20 protein-coding genes are annotated in these 19,454 nt (G+C 68.0%); 13 read left to right on the top strand and 7 right to left on the bottom strand.

Annotated elements, in window-relative coordinates; all coding sequences use genetic code 11:
• The first annotated feature begins 67 nt into the window (after positions 1-67).
• Positions 68-1,249 (top strand): acyl-CoA dehydrogenase family protein, encoded by a 1,182-nt coding sequence (locus ACFULV_RS25100; protein ID WP_378660710.1) that lies wholly within the window; start codon positions 68-70, stop codon positions 1,247-1,249.
• Position 1,250: 1 nt separating this feature from the next.
• Here the strand turns inward: ACFULV_RS25100 and ACFULV_RS25095 are convergent, their stop codons facing one another.
• Both ACFULV_RS25095 and ACFULV_RS25090 read right to left on the bottom strand, forming a co-directional pair.
• Entirely contained in the window at positions 1,251-1,532 is a 282-nt protein-coding gene (locus ACFULV_RS25095) for a hypothetical protein (RefSeq protein WP_378660706.1), read from the bottom strand.
• Positions 1,533-1,689: 157 nt separating this feature from the next.
• Positions 1,690-2,991: an NtaA/DmoA family FMN-dependent monooxygenase gene (locus ACFULV_RS25090; protein WP_378660703.1), complete on the bottom strand. Its 1,302-nt coding sequence runs from the start codon at positions 2,989-2,991 to the stop codon at positions 1,690-1,692.
• Between the two features lie 157 nt (positions 2,992-3,148).
• On the opposite strand from ACFULV_RS25090, the gene ACFULV_RS25085 reads away from it, so the two are divergent.
• A complete protein-coding gene (locus ACFULV_RS25085) occupies positions 3,149-3,493 on the top strand; it encodes a DUF6401 family natural product biosynthesis protein (RefSeq protein ID WP_378660699.1) in 345 nt (114 codons plus the stop codon).
• A gap of 75 nt (positions 3,494-3,568) precedes the next feature.
• Here the strand turns inward: ACFULV_RS25085 and ACFULV_RS25080 are convergent, their stop codons facing one another.
• Positions 3,569-4,402, bottom strand: coding sequence for a hypothetical protein (locus ACFULV_RS25080; protein ID WP_378660697.1), 834 nt, complete (start codon positions 4,400-4,402; stop codon positions 3,569-3,571).
• Between the two features lie 433 nt (positions 4,403-4,835).
• Here ACFULV_RS25080 and erm point away from each other — a divergent pair, with 433 nt between their 5' ends.
• Positions 4,836-5,660 (top strand): ErmE/ErmH/ErmO/ErmR family 23S rRNA (adenine(2058)-N(6))-methyltransferase, encoded by an 825-nt coding sequence (gene erm / locus ACFULV_RS25075; protein ID WP_378660695.1) that lies wholly within the window; start codon positions 4,836-4,838, stop codon positions 5,658-5,660.
• Positions 5,661-5,718: 58 nt separating this feature from the next.
• On the opposite strand, the gene ACFULV_RS25070 is transcribed toward erm, so the two are convergent.
• Positions 5,719-6,969, bottom strand: a complete 1,251-nt coding sequence (locus ACFULV_RS25070; protein WP_378660693.1) for a Glu/Leu/Phe/Val dehydrogenase dimerization domain-containing protein — start codon at positions 6,967-6,969, stop codon at positions 5,719-5,721.
• Between the two features lie 150 nt (positions 6,970-7,119).
• On the opposite strand from ACFULV_RS25070, the gene ACFULV_RS25065 reads away from it, so the two are divergent.
• On the top strand, positions 7,120-8,091 hold the full coding sequence (locus ACFULV_RS25065) for a LysR substrate-binding domain-containing protein (protein WP_378636219.1): 972 nt from the start codon (positions 7,120-7,122) through the stop codon (positions 8,089-8,091).
• Here ACFULV_RS25065 and ACFULV_RS25060 read toward each other — a convergent pair.
• A complete protein-coding gene (locus ACFULV_RS25060) occupies positions 8,059-9,441 on the bottom strand; it encodes a cystathionine beta-synthase (RefSeq protein WP_378636216.1) in 1,383 nt (460 codons plus the stop codon). The two genes, ACFULV_RS25065 and ACFULV_RS25060, sit on opposite strands and share 33 nt — an antisense overlap.
• A gap of 113 nt (positions 9,442-9,554) precedes the next feature.
• Between ACFULV_RS25060 and ACFULV_RS25055 the strand changes: the two genes are divergently transcribed.
• Both ACFULV_RS25055 and ACFULV_RS25050 read left to right on the top strand, forming a co-directional pair.
• A complete protein-coding gene (locus ACFULV_RS25055; RefSeq protein WP_378636213.1) occupies positions 9,555-10,424 on the top strand; it encodes an SGNH/GDSL hydrolase family protein in 870 nt (289 codons plus the stop codon).
• 61 nt (positions 10,425-10,485) lie between these two features.
• A complete protein-coding gene (locus ACFULV_RS25050; protein WP_378660691.1) occupies positions 10,486-11,706 on the top strand; it encodes an acetyl-CoA C-acetyltransferase in 1,221 nt (406 codons plus the stop codon).
• A gap of 59 nt (positions 11,707-11,765) precedes the next feature.
• On the opposite strand, the gene ACFULV_RS25045 is transcribed toward ACFULV_RS25050, so the two are convergent.
• Both ACFULV_RS25045 and ACFULV_RS25040 read right to left on the bottom strand, forming a co-directional pair.
• Positions 11,766-12,623, bottom strand: coding sequence for a Bax inhibitor-1/YccA family protein (locus tag ACFULV_RS25045; RefSeq protein WP_378636207.1), 858 nt, complete (start codon positions 12,621-12,623; stop codon positions 11,766-11,768).
• A gap of 150 nt (positions 12,624-12,773) precedes the next feature.
• Complete coding sequence (locus tag ACFULV_RS25040; protein WP_378636204.1) at positions 12,774-13,922, bottom strand: class I SAM-dependent methyltransferase; 1,149 nt, start codon at positions 13,920-13,922, stop codon at positions 12,774-12,776.
• Positions 13,923-14,324: 402 nt separating this feature from the next.
• Between ACFULV_RS25040 and ACFULV_RS25035 the strand changes: the two genes are divergently transcribed.
• From ACFULV_RS25035 to ACFULV_RS25005, 7 genes are all read left to right on the top strand, one after another.
• Positions 14,325-14,906 carry a hypothetical protein gene (locus tag ACFULV_RS25035; protein ID WP_378660689.1) on the top strand — a complete coding sequence of 194 codons (582 nt, stop codon included), beginning with the start codon at positions 14,325-14,327 and terminating at the stop codon, positions 14,904-14,906.
• 48 nt (positions 14,907-14,954) lie between these two features.
• Positions 14,955-15,479, top strand: coding sequence for a hypothetical protein (locus tag ACFULV_RS25030; RefSeq protein ID WP_378660686.1), 525 nt, complete (start codon positions 14,955-14,957; stop codon positions 15,477-15,479).
• Positions 15,480-15,543: 64 nt separating this feature from the next.
• A complete protein-coding gene (locus tag ACFULV_RS25025) occupies positions 15,544-16,146 on the top strand; it encodes a DUF305 domain-containing protein (protein ID WP_378660683.1) in 603 nt (200 codons plus the stop codon).
• A 155-nt stretch (positions 16,147-16,301) separates the two neighbouring features.
• Positions 16,302-16,841: a hypothetical protein gene (locus tag ACFULV_RS25020; RefSeq protein ID WP_378660681.1), complete on the top strand. Its 540-nt coding sequence runs from the start codon at positions 16,302-16,304 to the stop codon at positions 16,839-16,841.
• 110 nt (positions 16,842-16,951) lie between these two features.
• The gene (locus ACFULV_RS25015) at positions 16,952-18,238 is read left to right on the top strand and encodes a serine hydrolase domain-containing protein (RefSeq protein ID WP_378660678.1); all 1,287 of its coding nucleotides are present in this window, start codon (positions 16,952-16,954) and stop codon (positions 18,236-18,238) included.
• Between the two features lie 108 nt (positions 18,239-18,346).
• The gene (locus ACFULV_RS25010) at positions 18,347-19,078 is read left to right on the top strand and encodes a GntR family transcriptional regulator (protein ID WP_378660675.1); all 732 of its coding nucleotides are present in this window, start codon (positions 18,347-18,349) and stop codon (positions 19,076-19,078) included.
• An 85-nt stretch (positions 19,079-19,163) separates the two neighbouring features.
• Entirely contained in the window at positions 19,164-19,439 is a 276-nt protein-coding gene (locus ACFULV_RS25005; RefSeq protein ID WP_378660673.1) for a hypothetical protein, read from the top strand.
• Positions 19,440-19,454: the final 15 nt, after the last annotated feature.

Raw genomic sequence — 19,454 nt, 5'->3', positions numbered from 1 at the left:
GATCGCGGGGGTATCGGGCTGGTCGAAGTGTCGGTTTCGGGGCTGGTACTGCGGTTAAGCTCACGCCATGGTCACTGTCGAAGAGTTGTTCGCCATCGATCCGTTGCTGTCGTCGGAGGAGCGCGAAATCCGCGACACAGTGGCGCGATTCGGGGAACGCAGGCTGCGACCGCACCTGGCCGACTGGTTCGAGGAGGGCACCTTTCCGGTCCGCGAGATCGCACCGGAACTGGGCAAGCTCGGGCTGCTCGGCATGCACCTCGACGGCTACGGCTGCGCGGGCGCGTCGGCCACCGCGTACGGCCTCGCGTGCATGGAACTCGAAGCCATCGACTCCGGCGTGCGCAGCATGGTGTCGGTGCAGGGCTCGCTGGCGATGGCGGCCATTCATTTCTTCGGTTCCGAAGAGCAGAAGCAGCAGTATCTGCCCGCGATGGCGGCCGGTGAGGTGATCGGGTGCTTCGGGCTCACCGAACCCGATTTCGGGTCCAACCCCGGCGGCATGCGCACGCGGGCGCGCCGCGACGGTGACGACTGGGTCCTGAACGGGTCGAAGATGTGGATCACCAACGGGTCGGTGGCCGACGTCGCCGTCGTCTGGGCGTATGCGGAGGAGCCCGGCGCGGACAAGCCGCGGGTGCGCGGCTTCCTGGTGCCCGCGGGCACACCGGGTTTCACCACCCGCGAGATCCATCGCAAGCTGTCGCTGCGCGCATCGATCACCGCCGCACTGGATTTCGACGACGTGCGCCTGCCCGCCGATGCCGTGCTGCCCGAATCACGAGGGCTCAGTTCGCCGCTGGCGTGCTTGAGCGAGGCGCGATTCGGCATCATCTTCGGTGCGCTCGGCGCCGCGCGCGACTGCTTGAGCTCCGCGATCGATTACGCCCGCACCCGCGAGGTGTTCGACAAGCCGCTCGCGGGCTATCAGCTCACCCAGGCCAAACTGGCCGATATGGCGCTCGAACTCGGCAAGGGACAGTTGCTCGCCCTGCACCTGGGCCGATTGAAGGATCGGCACGAGATCACCGGCGAGCAGATCAGCGCGGGCAAGCTGAACAGCACACGCGAGGCCATCGCGATTGCTCGCGAATGCCGGACGATCCTGGGCGCCAACGGGATCACCCTCGACTACCCGGTGCTGCGGCACGCCAACAACCTGGAGTCCGTGCTGACCTACGAGGGCACCGCCGAGGTGCACCAGCTGGTCATCGGCAAGGCGCTCACCGACGCCAACGCGTTCCGGTAGCTCAGGTTCGGGCCGACAGGCTCGGCCTCGGCGCGGGCCTGATCATGCCGCCGGCGAAGGCCGCGGCGAGCATCACGATCACCACGGTGAGCACGGTCAGCGCGATCGGCACGGTGATCGCTGCGGGAATGCCGAGCACGGTCAGCCCGGCCACACTGCCGCAACCCCAGAAGATCGCGGCGGCGAGACGACCGAGCAACGGCGCGTAGGGTGAGCGGCGCCAGGCGCGGGAAATCCTCGACTGCGCCGAATACCCTGCGCTAGCAGCGATTACCGTGCTCATGCCGAACAGGTGAACGGCCGGGTCGGTGACCTGCACTGCGGATCCCTTCGCTCGCCGAGCTGGTTTGCCGAAAGTTGTCTCGGAACGGTTATACCCATTCAGAGTCCATCCGACGCCCGGTTCACGCAAGTCCGCGATCTCGATCACATCTCGCCGGCTACGCCCTCGTCGCAGAGGTCGGCGCGGGCAGTTCCAGATTCTCGCGGTAGGTCGCGCCCAGATAATCGGTGTCGAGCAGCTTCCGGCGACGCAGCTCGGGCAGCAGACCGTTGACGACGAAATCGTGGGTGCGCTCGTCGGTGAACCCGCCGAGGGAGATCACGTCGAGCACATTCGCCCGATAGCGCTCCTCGATCGCGTCGGCCAGCTGTTCGGGCGTGCCCGCCGCCGCCCAGTGGCCGGTGTCCTTGGCGGCGATGACGAGTTCCCGCAGCGTCGCGCCGGAGGCGGCGAGCTTGGCGAATATCTCGACCCGCCCACGGCGCCGGTGCACCGAATCCAGTTGCGGCAGCAGCGTTTCCGGAATGGGTTTGTCCAGCGGCAGCTCGGACAGGTCGATGCCGCCACCCAGCATGTCGGCCAGTTGGCGGCGCCCCGCCTCGAAATCGGTGGCTTCCGCGGCCTCGCGAACCAACCTGCGGGCTTCTTCCTCCGTCGCTCCGTAGGTGGCGTGGAAGGAACTGAAGATGAGCGGAAGCCCGTCCGGCCTGCCCAACTCGGTGGCGCGGGTGCGGATCTTCTTCGTATAGGTGATCGCGTCCTCGAGCGTCGAGAGCGAGGTGAACACCACCTCCGCGAACCGTGCGCCGAGTTCGACGCCGCCCGCGGATTGACCGGCCTGGAACTGCACCGGCCTGCCTTGGGGCAGCGGCGGGATGTTCAGCGGGCCGCGGACCGAGAAATGCTGTCCGGCGAAGTCGATCGGCCGCACGAGCGATTCGTCCAGGATCGCGCCCCCCGCGCCGTCCGGCCGCAGCGCGCCCGGTCGCCAGCTGTCGAACAGCGCGTTGACCACCTCGATGGATTCCGTGGCGCGCGCGTAGCGCTGCTCCGGGCTCGGTAGCTCGCGGTCGCCGTAGTTCTCCTCGCCCAGCGACGAGGTCACCGCGTTCCAGGCCGCGCGGCCGTTGCTGATGTGGTCGAGCGTGCCGAAGAGCCGGGCCAGGTTATAGGGATGATGGAAGGTCGTGGACACGGTGGCGATCAGGCCGACATCGGTGGTCACCGCGCCGAGGGCGGCGAGCTGGATCAGTGGTTCCTGCGCGCCGATCGCCCCCTGGGCGCCGAAACCGAGCAGGTCCGCCGCGAAGATCGCACCGATCTTGTTCTGCTGTGCGATCCGCGCGATCCGGATACCTTCCTCGAGCGTGGAACGGGTCGGGTCCAGTGCCGCGGCGTACACATCGCGCGATCCGCTGACCCCGGTGACGGTCTTCAATTTCCGACGTTCGCTGCCCATGCTCGACAGTCCAGCAGGGTACTGGGCGAGCGACCATGGTTGCGCTCAACCGAATTCGATCGACCGTGGAAATGTTGCGCCCTATTCGCCCGGTCACGCTATTGATCTTGAATCGATCCAATTTCATCAGCGACGGAGAGATTGCTACCATATTGCAATGTTTGCGCCAGGTCCCGCGTTGCTCGAACTCTCGGCGCAACGACAATTACAGCAGTTGAACACCGAGTTCGGAGCACCCGCGGCTGCCGTCGCCGCGGTGGTACCCGGACTGTCCGCCCAGCTCGACCAGCATGCCGCCGCGGTGCGCGACATTCTCGATCTCGGCGTCGACGATTCGGCCCGGGTGCCGCTCGTCATTCTGCTCGCCGGTTATGTCCGCGGACTGCTCGACCATTTCGCCGAGCGGGCCGACGGGTTCTTCGCGGGTGCGCCGGACAACTGGCACGACGCCGACTGGCTGCAGTTACGCCTGGCCGCGGTGTGCGCGTACGCCGCCGACTGATACCCCACCCACGACATCGGCGCACCGCCGCCCGAAGGTGACGGTGCGCCGATGGCCGTTGATTACCGCACGTGATTACCGCACGGTTTCGCCGCCCCAGCCCGGCTCTCCTCCGGGGTAGGTCGCGCCGGGCGTGACCCGCGCCTGCTCGGCCGCACTCGGCGCCACCTGCTCGCCCTGCCGCAGGGCGTCCTCACGGCCACGCTGGTAGGCCTGGGCATGCCCCTTCATCGCGGGCATCTCCGATTCCAGGTTGCCGAGCCAATTGCTCCAGCGCTGTTCCATGGGCCTGACCAGGCCGCCGCCGACGCCGACCACCAGGATGCCGCCGATGGTGGCGAGCACGGCGATCAGGACCGGGGTGGTCACCGAGGTCGCCACACCGATCTGGTTCAGCGCGGCGATGATGCCGATACCCCAGATGAACACCGCCGCGATCCGGCCGAGCATGTGCCCATAGGACAGCCCACCGAGCGCGTTGGAGACGAGATCGCTCACCGCGTGAGCGATCGCCGCGGCGATCACCACGATGACGATCGCGACCACCGCCTTGGGCAGCCACGCCACGATGCTGGTGAGCAGCGCACTGACCGGGTTCGGCCCGAACACCGCGAAACCGAGCTGCAACGCGATCAACAGAATCGCGTAATAGGCGATCTTGGCGATGATGTCGGAGGCGTCATATTTACTGCGGGACATCATTTTCCGCAGTTCGCCACGTTCGACGAGCTTGTCGAATCCGACACGTTCCAGCACCGCGTTCACGATCTTGGCGACCACCTTCGCGATGATCCAGCCGACGAGAAGAATGGCGATGAATGCCACCGCTTTGGGGACGAACTGCGCGACCGAACTCCATGCGTCGGTCAAGCCCTGCTGGAAATCTATCGCAATGACGGAGGTATCCACGGCCTATCCTTTCGCTCATTCCGATCAGTGCGGCTGAATTGCCGATGCACCTGTTTTTGCTGTTTACCCAGGTAATTCTCATCGAATCCGCACAGTTGCGATAAATTTGCTCACGGCCGGTCAGAGCCACTGTGACCCACGGATCTCGGTGGGGGCGCGCGGCCGGCATGCCGGCGGCCGGGCGGGTGCGCCGGACCGGGAGGCCACCGCGGCGGTTCTGGACGGCGTGCCGATCGGCGCCGGTCCGAAATTCGGTTGCCCGGTTCTCGACCGCTTCCTAGAGTCGATCGCATGTCGTGCCACTACTTCATTCGTCTCCGCTACAACCGGGCTCTGGCCCGCTAGCGGACGCGGATAACTTCATCGGCGTCCACCGGCGCGCCCAGGGCCCTTCGAGACTCATTCGACTCGAAGACCCGAAGGGGCAACTGCCGTGGCGCAGGATTTCGCACATCGAAACTACTCACACACTCAGCGCAAGGTCACCGGCAAGAGTGGCGGTCGGACCGCCCGTGACCACGCGAGAAGAACACTGTCCCAGAACTTTCTGGTGGATCGTGCCGCCGTCGACTCGATAGTGGCGGTGGCCGATCCGGCGGGAACAGTTCTCGAGCCCGGTGCGGGCGAAGGCGTTCTCACGCACGCACTGGCTCGCCGGGGCGCTCAGGTCACCGCGTACGAGATCGATCCACTGCTCGCGGCCAAGCTCTCGGCACGAACCCGGTCCGAGGACGGAATCCGCGTCGTCCGTGGCGATTTCACCAAGGCCAGGGCTCCCCGTGAGCCGTTCGCCGTGGTGGGCAACATCCCCTTCTCCGTGACCGCCGAGATCGTCGACTGGTGCCTGACCGCACCGGCCCTGACCTCGGCGACACTGCTCACCCAACGCGAATACGCCCGCAAACGCACCGGCGACTACGGCCGCTGGAGCCTACTGACCGCGACGACCTGGCCGTGGTTCAGCTGGGAACTCCACGGGCAGGTACCTCGCCACAGCTTTCGCCCGGTCCCGTCTGTCGATTCGGCGATCTTGCGGATCACCAGGAGACCGGAACCACTTGTGCGACAACAGGATTCCTACACCGAGCTGGTGCGAACCGGCTACTCCGGTATCGGTGGCACGGTGCGCGCTTCGCTGCGTACCCGCTACCGAGGCGTCGACGACGCGTTGAGCGCCACCGGCATCGACCACAACACTGTCGTCGCCCATGTCCACCCGGAACAGTGGGTGGATCTGCACTCGATGCTCACCTGCTGACGGGAGTCGGTGCTGCCTTCATTTGTGCGGGCAGCACCGACTCCCCCATGCCGCGCTGTCAGGGGATGACGACCGGTCCGGTGAGCGGTGACGGGTCGTCGGCCCAGCGGTGGCCGATCTCGCGGGGGGTGATGTTCTCGTCGGTCCATGCGATCAGCAGCTGTGCGACCTTGTCGTGCATGGTGGTGCGGAGCCGGTCGAAGGAGGTGTCCGGGACGTCGTCCACTTCGCCGAGCAGCAACCACCACGCCCAGGCCACCGCACCGGCGTTGGCGACGAAATCGGGCAGTACCGGGACGCCGCGGGCGGCGAGCATGGCTTCGGCTTCCGGGGTGGTGGCAGCGTTCGCGGCTTCGACGACGACGCGGGCCCGGATGTCGTAGGAGTTGTCCGGCGTGATCGCATACGAGATCGCCGCGGGCACAAGGATATCGACGTCGGCGGACATCACGGCGCCGCGCGGCATCTCCTCGATGCCCGCGGGCAGGCGGGACCGGTCGATCTCGCCGTAGCCGTCGCGCAGTTCCAGCAGCGCCGGAATGTCGAGGCCCTCGGCGCAGTACAGGGTGCCCGCGGCATCGGCCACCGCGGTGATCTTCATCCCGGCCTCGTGCAGGTAGTACGCCGCCGCCCCGCCCATGGTGCCCACGCCTTGGATCGCGGCCGTCGTGTCGGCAGGCGCCTGCCCCCACTGCACCGCCGCGGCCAGACAGGCGTGCGCGACACCGAAACCACCGATGACGTCACCGAGCAGGAAGCCGCCGTCGACCGCGGCGTTGAGCCCGCTGCGGACCCGCGCCAGCGTCGCCGCCGGGTCGGCGGAGCGCCGGATCGCGGCGTGGAAGCTCTGGTCGAGGTCGAGCTTGTCGAAGACCGTGTCGATCAGGTGCTGCGGAACCCCCAGGTCCTCGGCGGTCACCCAGTGCGTGTCGAGCCACGGGCGCATCGCCTCACAGAACCGCTCCAGCACGTCCACCGCACGCGGATCCTTCGGATCGAAGTCGATCCCGCCCTTGGCGCCGCCGATCGGGAGGTCGAAGGTGGCGGTCTTGTTCGCCATGCCGCGCGCCAGATCCTCGACCTCACGCAGCGTGCAACCGGCGCGCATCCGGGTGCCGCCGGTGGCCAGGCCGCCGCGCAGGGTGTGGACGACAAGGTAGCCGACCGCGTCGGTGAGCGAATCCGTCCAGTGCAGACGCAGGTACGGCTCGCAACGACGGTTCGCGGGAGTGATGGCCGGGTCCGCCGATGTGCCCGCAACGCCGTGCGTCACCTGCGGCGTACCTGTGCCCGGGTCCAGCATCGTCATGGTGCCCACCTCCTCATTCGTCGTGATCGCCCGTGGCGGACCTCGTCGTCCCCGGTAGCACCAAGCCTGCGCGGCCCCTGGCCGCGCGTCTATTTACGGTTCGTTCACGGCACCCTTCACGGTTCCTGCACAGTGCATACGCTCGGTGCTATGGACCTGTCTCTGGCCCGCTTGCGAATGTTGCGCGAACTACACCGCCGCGGCACCATCACGGCCGCCGCGGCCGCTCTGCACTACACCGCGTCGGCGGTCTCCCAACAGCTCGCGCAGCTCGAACGCGACGCGGGCACCCGGCTGTTCGAACGACGAGGGCGCCGAGTGCAGCTCACCGACCTCGGGATCGTGCTGGCCGAGCACGCCGAAGAGATCCTGGCCGCGGTCGAGCGCGCGACTCAGGCGCTCGAGGAAGCGGGCGGATCGGTGACGGCGAAGATCACCGCCGGAGTGTGGGCGTCGGTGGCCTCCGGCCTGCTCCCCGACGCGCTCACCACCCTCGCCGCCTCACACCCGGGCATTCTGGTGCGCACCACCGAACTCGCGCCGGAGTCGACGGCGGCCGCGGTCCGTGACGGCACGCTGGACCTGTCGTTCGTGCTCGACTACTCGAACTATCCGATGACCTGGGACCGTGGCCTGGAGCGGGCGATCATCGGCGTCGAACGGATCCACGCCGCCGTCCCGGCCGGCGCGGTGCCCGCCGCAGGCGTGACCCTGGCCGAGTTGTCCGAGCATCCGTGGATCATCGCGCCCGCCCGATCGCACTTCGGGCACGCGGCGCGGCTGGCGTTCCAGTCCGCCGGGCTGCGGCCGCGCATCGACCACGAGCTGGAGGAGCAGGCGACCTCGATGGCGATGGTCGCGGCCGGACTCGGTGTGACGCTGGTGTCGGATCTGGGTCTGGCGTTGCGCCCACCCGGGGTGGATATCGTCGCGCTCGGCGACGCCCTCACCCGCACGGTGTCGCTGGCCTACCGCACCAACTCGGCGGGCCGGGCAGCGCTGCTGCTGGTGGTGGACGCGATCCGGACCGCCGCGGCGAAGAAGGGACTCGCCCCCGATATCCGCACCGCACCCACCGTGCGCCGGACCTCAGATGCTGCCGGTGCTCAGGAAACCGAGTAGATCGTGGCGGGTGATGACGCCGACGGGCTTACCGTCTTCGACGACCATCAGCGCGTCGGAATCCGACAGTGCCTTGGTGGCGGTCGAGAGAGGCTCGCCCGAGCCGATCAGCGGGAACGACGGGCTCATGTGCTGGGCAACGGAGTCGGTGAGATTGGCGCGGCCTTCGAAAACCGCCGAGAGCAGGTCGCGTTCGGTGACGCTGCCCGCGACCTCACCGGCCATGACCGGCGGCTCGGCGCCGACGACGGGCATCTGGGAGACGCCGTATTCGCGCAGGATCTCGATGGCGTCGCGCAGGGTTTCCGACGGGTGGGTGTGCACCAGGTCGGGCAGGGCGCCGGACTTGCCGCGCAACACGTCGCCGACCAGCGGTTCCGGGCCGGCTTCCAGCGGAGTCTGGAGGAAGCCGTAGGAGCTCATCCACTTGTCGTTGAAGATCTTCGACAGGTAGCCGCGGCCACCGTCGGGCAGCAGCACGACCACCACGGCGTCGGGATCACGGCGGGCGACCTCGATCGCGGCGACCACGGCCATGCCGCAGGAACCACCGACCAGCAGACCTTCCTCACGAGCCAGGCGCCGGGTCATCTCGAAGGAGTCCGCGTCGGAGACGGCGATGATCTCGTCGGGGATCGACGCGTCGTAGGCAGTGGGCCAGAAGTCCTCGCCGACACCTTCGACCAGGTAGGGGCGGCCGGTGCCGCCGGAGTACACCGAGCCCTCCGGATCGGCGCCGATGATCTTGACCTTGCCGCCGGAGACTTCCTTGAGGTAGCGGCCGGTACCCGAGATGGTGCCGCCGGTGCCGACGCCCGCGACGAAGTGGGTGACCTTGCCTTCGGTGTCGGCCCAGATCTCGGGACCGGTGGTCTCGTAGTGGCTGTCGGGGCCGCCCGGGTTCGAGTACTGGTTGGGCTTCCAGGCGCCCTCGATCTCCCTGACCAGGCGATCGGAAACGTTGTAATAGCTGTCGGGGTGCTCCGGCGGCACGGCGGTCGGGCAGACCACGACCTCGGCGCCGTAGGCACGCAACACGTTGCGCTTGTCCTCGCTGACCTTGTCCGGGCACACGAACACGCACTTGTACCCGCGCTGCTGGGCGACCAGCGCCAGGCCGACACCGGTATTCCCCGAGGTCGGCTCCACGATCGTGCCGCCCGGCTTCAGCAGTCCGTCCTGCTCGGCGGCGTCGATCATCTTGACCGCGATCCGGTCCTTGGAGCTGCCGCCCGGGTTCAGGTATTCGACCTTCGCGGCCACCAGGCCCGCGTTGGGGCCGACCACCGAGTTCAGCCGAACAAGGGGGGTGTTGCCGATGAGATCGACGACATGATCCGCGATGCGCATGGTGCCGAGGGTAGCCGAGCACTTGCGCCCGACGCCGAGCGGAGGGGCGCCCACCAGGCCGCAAGTGGCCGACATCTCCGTTCATCGCGATCTCCGTCGTAGAATTTTCGAATGTGAGCGCACCTCGAATCAGCTGGCGGACGGCGGCCGTGACCGGAGCGACGACGGTGCTCGCCGGATCGAGCGCCGGAACTGTCTCCTGGGCGACGTATCGATTGCTGATGACGCAGGCGGGTGCGGCGCGCGCGGTGATCGGCCGCGATACCTCCAAGCCGCCAGAGGCCGATGGCGTGTACGCGCCGGGCGCGAGCCTGCCGGAACCGTGGCGTAAGACGACGCCGGTCGACCTGCACCTGATGATCTTCGGCGACTCCACCGCGGCCGGGCTCGGCTGCCTCGGCGCCGCCGATGTGCCGGGGGTCCGGTTGGCCCGCGGGTTGGCAGAGGCCACCGGCCTGCGCATCCGGTTGAGCACCAAGGCCATCTCCGGCGCCACCTCGAAGGGCTTGGCCGGACAGGTCGACGCGATGTTCGTCGCGGGGCCGCCGCCGGACGCGGCGGTGATCCTGGTCGGCGCCAACGACATCACCAAGAAGCACTCCATCCGGGCTTCGGCGCGCAGGCTGGCCGCCGCGGTGTCGCGGCTGCGCGAGGCCGACGCGCTGGTGGTGGTCGGCACCTGCCCGAACCTGGGCACTGTCACCGCGATCCAGCAACCGCTGCGCACGATCGTCGCGAACTGGAGTGTGCGGCTGGCCAAGGCGCAGACGGTCGCGACCACTATCGCGGGCGGCATCGCGGTGCCGATGGGCTCGCCGCTGGTCGCCTCGGAGTTCCGCGCCGCGCCCGAAATCCTCTTCGCCACCGACGGATTCCACCCGTCCGCGGCAGGCTACGAATTGGCCGCCGCGCAGCTGCTTCCCGTGCTGATCGCGCAGGTGCGCGACCGCCCTGCTCTTCCCGTCGCGCAGCTGGAGACGTAGATTCGAGAATGACCGGCATGTAAACAGCCGTTCACGTCGAACAACGCGAAAAGGAGTCCTCATGCCCGAGGCCGTCATCGTCAGCACCGCCCGTTCCCCCATCGGCCGTGCCGTCAAGGGGTCACTGGCGGGAATGCGCCCGGACGACCTGACCACGCAGATGATTCGCGCCGCGCTGGCCAAGGTGCCTTCGCTCGACCCGACGCAGATCGACGACATCATCCTCGGCACCGGCTCTCCCGCCGGTGAGGGCGGCTTCGGCATGGGCCGCATCCTCGCCATCCAGCTCGGCCTCGACGTGGTCCCCGGCACCACCGTGCAGCGCTACTGTGCGTCGTCGGTGCAGACCACCCGGATGGCCTTCCACGCCATCAAGGCAGGCGAGGGTGACGTGTTCATCTCCGCCGGCGTGGAGACCGTCTCGCGCTACGCCCGTGGCTCCGCCGACAGCTCCCCCGACACCAAGAACCCCGAGTTCGCCGAGGCCGAGGCCCGCACCGCCGAGACCGCCCAGGGCGGCAAGGGCGCATGGCACGACCCGCGTGAAGACGGCCTGCTCCCCGACGCCTACATCGCGATGGGCCAGACCGCCGAGAACGTCGCGTCGCTGACCGGCATCTCGCGCGAGGACCAGGACCACTGGGGCGTGCGCTCGCAGAACCGCGCCGAAGAGGCCATCAAGGCCGGTTTCTTCGAGCGGGAGATCACCCCGGTGACCCTGCCCGACGGCTCGATCGTGAGCAAGGACGACGGCCCGCGCGCCGGCGTCACCTACGAGGCGGTCAGCCAGCTCAAGCCGGTGTTCCGTCCCGACGGCACCGTCACCGCCGGTAACTGCTGCGCGCTCAACGACGGCGCCGCGGCGCTGGTGATCATGAGCGACACCAAGGCCAAGGAGCTGGGCCTGACCCCGCTGGCCCGCATCGTCTCCACCGGTGTCTCCGGCCTGTCGCCCGAGATCATGGGCCTCGGCCCGGTCGAGGCCGTCAAGCGCGCGCTGGCGATCGCGGGCAAGTCGGTCTCCGACATCGACCTGTTCGAGATCAACGAGGCCTTCGCCGTGCAGGTGCTCGGTTCGGCACGTGAGCTGAAGATCGACGAGGACAAGCTCAATGTCTCCGGCGGCGCGATCGCGCTGGGCCACCCGTTCGGCATGACCGGTGCCCGCATCACCACCACCCTGCTGAACAACCTGCAGACCTACGACAAGCAGTTCGGCGTGGAGACCATGTGCGTCGGCGGCGGCCAGGGCATGGCGCTGGTCATCGAGCGTCTCAGCTGAGATAGCAGACCAAAAAAGCGGCCCACCTCGATGAGGTGGGCCGCCTTTTGTGTCGTCGATCAGTCGCGCTGGAAGTAGCTCAGCAGGCGCAGGATCTCGACGTAGAGCCAGACCAGGGTGATGGTGAGGCCGAGGGCGACACCCCAGGCGGCCTTCTCGGGGGCCTGGGCGCGGATCAGCTGGTCGGCGGCGTCGAAGTCGAGCAGGAAGCTGAACGCGGCGATGGCGATGCAGACCAGGCTGAACACGATCGCCAGGGCGCCACCGTCGCGCAGGCCGAAGCCGCCGTCGGTGAAGAAGCTCGCGATCAGGTTGCCGACCATCAGCACCAGCACGCCGACCATCGCACCGATCAGCATGCGGGTGAAGCGGGGGGTCACGCGGATGGCGCCGGTCTTGTAGACGACGAGCATGCCGAAGAACACGCCGAACGTGCCGAGCACCGCCTGGCCGATGAGGGCGCTACCGCCCACACCGCCGAATTCGGTGTCGGTGAACATCAGCGACAGCGCGCCGAGGAACAGGCCCTCGAAGGCCGCGTAGGACAGCACGATGGCCGGGTTGTCCATCTTGCGGCCGAAGGTCGCGATCAGGACGAGCACCAGGCCGACGATGGCGCCGCCGATGACGAACAGTGGCGCCAGCGACGGGTTCGCGCTGGACAGCGCGAAGGAGATGATCGCCGAGACGGTCAGCACCGCGAGGGTGATGCCGGTCTTGGTGACCACGTCGTCGATGGTCATCGCGCGGGTGGCAGGGGCCTGCTGGAATTGCTGGCCGTACTGCTGCCCGTATTCGCCGTACTGCTGGTTGCCCAGCTGGCCCGCGCCGGCTACGCCCGAACCGAAGTTCGCGTAACCGCCGACACCCTCCTGGCGGGGAAGGTTCTTGAACACCGGATTCGATGAGGTACGCACCGTGCGCCTTTCTTGGAGTTACGAGTCGCTGTACAAGCTCCAACTGCCCTGTTCAACGCGCCACGATCGGACAAAGTTCCCAGCGATCCGGTCCAGGACCACACCGCCCGCCCGTTCGGACAAATCGGACTCTACCGCTTTCGGGTCGCCCTATCGTTGTACGTCGCGCAGACCACGAACGGACCGCGTGACCGTGAACTTCTGGTTCCGGCCGATCACATCGGTGCGCCCGACCATCCGCTCCACCACGCCGCGATAGTTCAGGTGCGAGTTGTATACCGTCCACAGTTCTCCGCCGGGCCGCAGCACGCGGCCGGTCTCCACGAACATCTTGATGGCCGAACCGGTGTGCACGGCCGCGCCGACATGGAAGGGCGGATTGCACAGCACCAGGTCGGCGCTGTTGTCGGCGGCCGAGGACATGGCGTCGTCGCGCACCACCGTCACCCGATCGCCGACGCCGTTGGCCTCGGCGGTGGCCCTCGCCGAGGCGACGGCGGCGGCGGACTGGTCGGTGCCGACCACCCGGATGTGCGGGCGCGACTTGGCCAGCGCGACCGCGAGAATGCCGGTGCCACAGCCGAGATCGACGGCATCGCGCGCGTCGGGCTTCATCCGGTCCATGTGCTCGAGCAGGAAGCGGGTGCCGATGTCGAGGCGCGAGCCCGAGAAGGCCGCACCGAACGCGACGACATCGCCGTCGATCTCGATGACGTGCTCGCGCACCGGGAACCGGGGTTCGCCCACCGGCAGCGGTTCGCCGACCACCAGCACGCGCGACTTCTGCCGACCCCGGCCAGCGCGGACCTGCGCGAAGAATTCGGCGAGTATCTCGTTCATGGCCGGAGTGAGGTACTTGTCGCGACCGCCCGCGAACACCACCACATCGTCGGCGGCGTAGCGGGCGATGGCCTCGGCGATCTCGGCGACACCGGACAGCATCCGCGGCAACCGCATCACGACCACGCGCGCCCCGGACAGCAGGTCGGCGTCGAGGGCGTGGGCGGTGTAGCGATCGGTGAGACCGAGGGTCTTGGCATTGGCCGCCAGCGCCGATTCGCCGGTGATCAGGTCCTGGTGCACGCGAATACCGGCGAGTCCGTGCTGCGCGGCGATCCCGAGGGTGAGCGCGCCGTAGGCGTCGCCGATCACCGCAACCTCACCGCTACCCGCGGCCGCGAGGGCATCGGCGGCTGTGTCGAGGATCAGTCGGTCGGCGGCGTCGACGGCATAGAGGTTCGGCGCCTCCACATCCGGATACCGGCGTAGTCGGTCGAATACGTCCTCAACACTGTCCACCCGGCAAGTGTGCTAGATCGTTGCCCCACCGTCACATCCGGCCCCGGTATCGACCGGCGAGGTGGCTCCGGACGGGTCGTCGTGGGATGTATTTCACTGAGCACTAACAGGTTCCATCGATTCGCGACGGCCTGGCAGATCGCTCCGGATTCGCCGGCCTCACGAATTTCGTTGTTTCCCAATGCTTCGCCGAAGGCCACCACCCGGCCCGCGCCGGAACCGATCACCGCAGGTCGCGCTAACCGCGGAACTGGTACGCGTTCACCGAAAATCCAGGCCCCGACCTGCGCGCATCAACAGCAACAGCTCCCATTTCGAAGTAATCAGCAAACTTTCGGTAGCCCGAACACGCCCCGTGTTACTTCGCCCACCACGCCGCTGTCCCTGCGTAGCATCAGCCTCATGCGCAACGCCCTCGTGTTCGTGCTGATCGCCGCGGCCGCGGTGTCGGTATCCGGCTGCGGCACCGACGACGCACCGGCCGCCGCGCCGCCGACAACAACGAGCACCACCAGCACGTTCGCCGACGCCACCGGCGAAGTGCCGACCGACGCGAGCCCGAAGTCCGGCGCGGCCTCCCCGGGCGCGGCACTGACCGTCACCGATATCCGGATCGGCAGGCAGCCCGGCTTCGACCGCGTGGTCTACGAGCTCGGCGGCATGGGGTCCCCCGGCTGGCAGGTGGCCTACACCGACAGCGCGGTGCAGGACGGCAGCGGCAAGACCGTCGACGTGGCAGGACGCGCGATTCTCGAGGTGCGCATTCTCGGCTCGGCGTATCCGTTCGACTCGACCGTCCCCCCGTTCGCCGGGCCCGATCCGGTGACCGATCCGGGCGCGCCGACCATCACCGGTGTCTACAAGAAGCTGGTCTACGAGGGCGTCACCCAGTCGTTCATCGGCCTCGACGCCGACCAGCCACCGTTCTCCGTCACCGCTCTCGCCGATCCCCCTCGCCTGGTCGTCGACATCGCCACCCCGTAATCCCTACCCCTACCGGGTATCACGCCGGCGATCGCTAGACTGGTCGCCGTGATGGACCAGCAGCCCGCGCGCGCACCCGGCATTGCCAGGGCGCTCGCCGTGCTGATGCTGCTCGCCGGGATCGTCGCCATGCACTCAGCGGTCTTCGGCACCGCGCACGCGAGCGACAGTGCGCACGGCCCGCAGGCTCCGGTCGCCACCGACCACTCGGATCCGCGTCCGGCGGCGGCTCCGACCGGCGAGCACGCCGGGGTCCTCGCGATCGACCACTCCGCGCAGGACATCGCGGTTCTCGCCGGAGCACCGTCGACGGACTCGACGGTGCTCATCGCCGCCCCCGCCGACCCGCACACAGGCTGCGGCGCGGCGGGCTGTGATGAGCACGCCGCCGTCCACGCCTGCGTTTTCGTCCTGGCCGCACTCGCCATCGCACTGACCCTGGTCCTGCTCTACCGCCTCGGCGACACCTCCGAAGCCGCTCGGCAACCGTCGACGGCATGGCGCGGCCGACGCGAACGCCCACCACCATGGACCGTCCTCACCCTGTCCCAACTGGCGATTCTGCGGATCTGACAGGCACGGCACCCGCGTGCCCTGCCAGTTTCGACATCCCACCCGAATCCCCAGGAGGATCACCATGTCCATCAGCCGTACCCACGTCCTCGTCGCCGCTGCCGCCACCGTCTTGTTCGCGGCGGGTTGTAGCGACGACAGCACCACCACGCACACCACCGAGCACTCCACCACCACCACCGCGACCAGCGCGGCCGCGAGTACCGACTTCAACGATGCCGACGTCACCTTCTTGCAGATGATGTACCCGCATCACGCGCAGGCCGTCGAGATGGCGAAGATGGTGCCGAGCCACACCCAGAACCAGCAGCTCATCGCACTGGCCGCCCAGGTGGAGAAGGCACAGGCGCCGGAGATGCAGCAGATCACCGATCTGCTCGCCGGTTTCGGCAAGCCCGCGCCGAGCGCGACCGAAGGGCACGGCGGGCACGACATGCCCGGCATGATGACCGACGCGCAGATGAGCAGTCTGCAGGCCGCGAACGGCGCCGATTTCGACCGGCAGTGGCTGGAGATGATGATCGAGCACCACGAGGGCGCGGTCGGGATGGCCCAGACCGAGCTGAACGCCGGCGTGAATCCGCAAACACGCCAGCTCGCGACGGCGATCGTGGCCGATCAAGAGGCTGAGATCGCCACCATGCGCGGCATGCTCGGACAGAACTGACCGGGTGCGGCGCCGGGCCCGGCACCCCGGCGCCGCGTCTCGGTTCGTCATCGAAATCGTCACCGCGACCTGACGTCACCCGGAAGTTGCCAGTACGGTCGATATGTTCGGCTCCGGCCCAACCGGTGCCTGCAATCTCGAGGCAGGAGAGAGAAATGCGAGTACTGGAACGGCTGGGGCTCGGAACCGCGTTCGCGGCCACCGCGACCGGAGTGATCTTCCTCGGCGCCTGCTCCCAGCAGGTGCCGGGCACCGCCGAGGTGAACCAGAGCGAGCTCGCCTCGTACACCTCCGAGGTGGCGGCGTCCTCGGCGGCGGCGGCATCGTCGAAAGCGGCGAAGATCGAGGCGGCCAACGACACGGCGTGCGACGGCCTGCGCTCGGCCAACAAGACCTCGGTGACCTCGTTCAACGCCTACATCGCGGCATCCAACGATCAGGCACCCGATGCCGACGCCAAGGCCACGGACGCGGTCACCACCCTGCGCAACAGCGCCAAGGACCTCGACCGCAAGATCACCGCCGATGTGATCACCGATCTGTCCGCACCGCTGCGCGCCTACATCGAGAAGACCAATACCCTCGCCGACACCCTCGAACGCCGGGCGCCCACCGACGAACTCAACGGCGTGATCGATATTTTCAACACGTCCAAGGACGAAGCGATCGCGGCGTGCACGCCGTACGGCAGCTGAGTTCCCCCGTAACAAGAACGTGATCGTTCACGATTCCCCTCCGGACACACCATCTGGAGGGTTGCGTGCAGGGCTATCTGAAATACGTTGTGGCAGCGACGATTACCGTGATGACCCTGATTTCGGGGGCATGGCTCCCGAGTCCGGCGACGGCCGACCCGGTCACCGCGAAGCAGTGTGAGGTCACCACCGGCCGCACCCCACAGTCCGCGACACCGGCCGAAGCCGCGCTCGACCCCGCCGTGCTGGCCGCCGCCATGGCGCGGGCCACCGACGTGACCCGCTTCAACATCCAGCTGTACCGCAACAACTGCCTGATCGCGACGGGCCCGCGCAACGCCGAATCCGGTGGGGTGGCGTGGAATCTGTGGAGCGGGACCAAGAGTGTCGTGGCACTCGTCGCCGGGGCCGCCGTCGACGAGGGGCTGCTGCGGATCGACGAGCCGATCGGGCGCTATCTGCCACCGGGTCTCGGCGACGCCGCGCACCGGGAGATCACCGTGCGCAATCTGCTCACCGAGTCCTCCGGCATGGAAGTCGCCGTGGCGGCGGAGGGCGCGACAGGGCTGGCGCAACTCGATCCCAATGTCGTCGCCCAGGCACTCGCGATGCCGATCGAACGCCCGCAGGGCACGATGTTCCGCTACAGCCAGCGCGCGGTGGACCTGCTGGTCTACGTGGTGCAGCAGGCGGTCGGCGAGGATTTCCAGATCTTCGCGCAGCGAAAGCTGTTCGACCCGTTGGGCATCGCCCGCAGCGACTACTACTGGGCCCGTGACCGTGCCGGAAACACCTACGGCCACGCGCATTTGATCCTGCCGCCGGACGACTTCGCGAAACTCGGCCTGCTCGTGGGCAATCGGGGCCGCTGGAACGACCGGCAGGTGATCTCCGAGGACTACATGCGCGCGGCCGTGTCACCGTCGCCGAGCATGCCCTGCTACGGCTTCCTGTTCGTGATCAACGGCGCACCGTGCCGGCTCGAGTTCCCCGGACTGCCCGACGACGCCGTGAAGATGTCGGGCATGCTGCGCAACGACAGCTTCATCGTGCCCAGCCTCGGCCTGGTGCTGAATTGGACCGGTGTCGCGACGGTGGGCAGTTCGACCACCTACACCCACGACGTGATGCGCACGCTCGTCTCCGCGTTCCGCGACCAGCAGATCCCCGATCCCGGCGAGTATCGGGAACGTCCCGATGTGAGCGTGACCGATCCGATGATCGCCCGGCCCGATGCCTTCTTCGGCACGCTCGGCGTCGGCCCGTACGCCTACCCCGGATGCAACTTCCTCGACTGCCTCGGCGAAACTCCGAAGGCCCCGTTCGCGGATTCGCCACCGGGATGCGTCATCCTGGGATGCGTCGGCACCGACCCGCGCACACCGGGAATCCGCTGATCCGGGTGTAGATCTCTGGGCACCTCGGCGCCCGTCGCGTATTCTCGTTTTCACCGGATAGGACCAGTAGGGACCGGTCGGCCTACCAGGAAAAAGGAGCCACTGGCGATGCCCGCACCGCTGCGCGACAGCGCAGTGCCCAAACACGAACAGCTGCGCGCGATCCTGCTGCAGAAGTGCACGCGCGAGCTGCAGCCGGGCGATCTGCTGACCAGCGAGCGCAATCTGATGCAGGACTACGGCGTCAGCCGGATCACCGTGCGCGAGGCGGTCGGTCAGCTGGTGAACGAGGGATATCTGGTCCGGGTTCGCGGCAAGGGGACTTTCGTCGCGCACCGGCCCGTGCAGTCGCGGCTGCACCTGGCCTCGTTCACCGAGGAAATGCGCGCGCTCGGCCACCATCCGACCACCCTGGTGCTCGTCGCCGAGGAGGCGGTAGCGCCCGAGGCCACCGCCCGCGCGCTGCGTCTGCCGCAGGGCGTGCTCGCCTATCACGTGCGCCGATTGCGCCTGGCCGACGACGATCCGGTCAGTGTCGACGATGCCTGGTTCAACCCCGAACTGGTGCCCGGCCTGATCTCGCACGATCTCACCGGCTCGATCTACCGGACCACGGCAGACCGCTACGGCAGGCCGATCGAACGCGCCGTGCAGACGGTCGACGCCCAGGCCGCCGAAGCCGGTGTCGCGGCGCTGCTCGGTGTCAAGAAGGGCGCTCCCGTACTGCATTTCGACCGGGTGTCGTTCAGCGCGGAGGTGCCGATCGAGCACACCCAGAGCTGGTACCGCGCCGACCGCTACCGCGTTCAGATGGAAGTGGGCCAGCGGCCACAGGCGTAGCGGACCACGCCGATCTGGTGTGAAATCAGCGTATTTCAGTTACCGTCTGGGAGCTATCACAGCGAAGCTCTCGGAGGTATCACCCATGTCCATCCGTCAAAACACCGCCGCCAGGGCAGGCCTGCTGGCCGTGCTCGCCGCGGGAACCCTGCTCGGCACCGCCGGCACCGCCAACGCGGTCGGCAGCGCCGACTGGGATCTGCTCCCCTCCGGTTCGGTCGTGATCGGCCCACCCACCGGCAGCTCGATGGGCTCGGTCGACGTCGGTAGCGGCACCGGCTCGTTCGACGCCGACCTCGGCTCCAGCGCCCCGCCCCCGCCTTCGACGGGCTCGGCCGCGCTGCCGATCTTCGGACGCTGACCCGTCCCCGCGCCG

This window comes from Nocardia sp. NPDC057272 (assembly GCF_042668615.1).
In the GTDB taxonomy this organism is placed as follows: domain Bacteria; phylum Actinomycetota; class Actinomycetes; order Mycobacteriales; family Mycobacteriaceae; genus Nocardia.
This window is presented reverse-complemented; position numbering and strand designations above follow the sequence as displayed.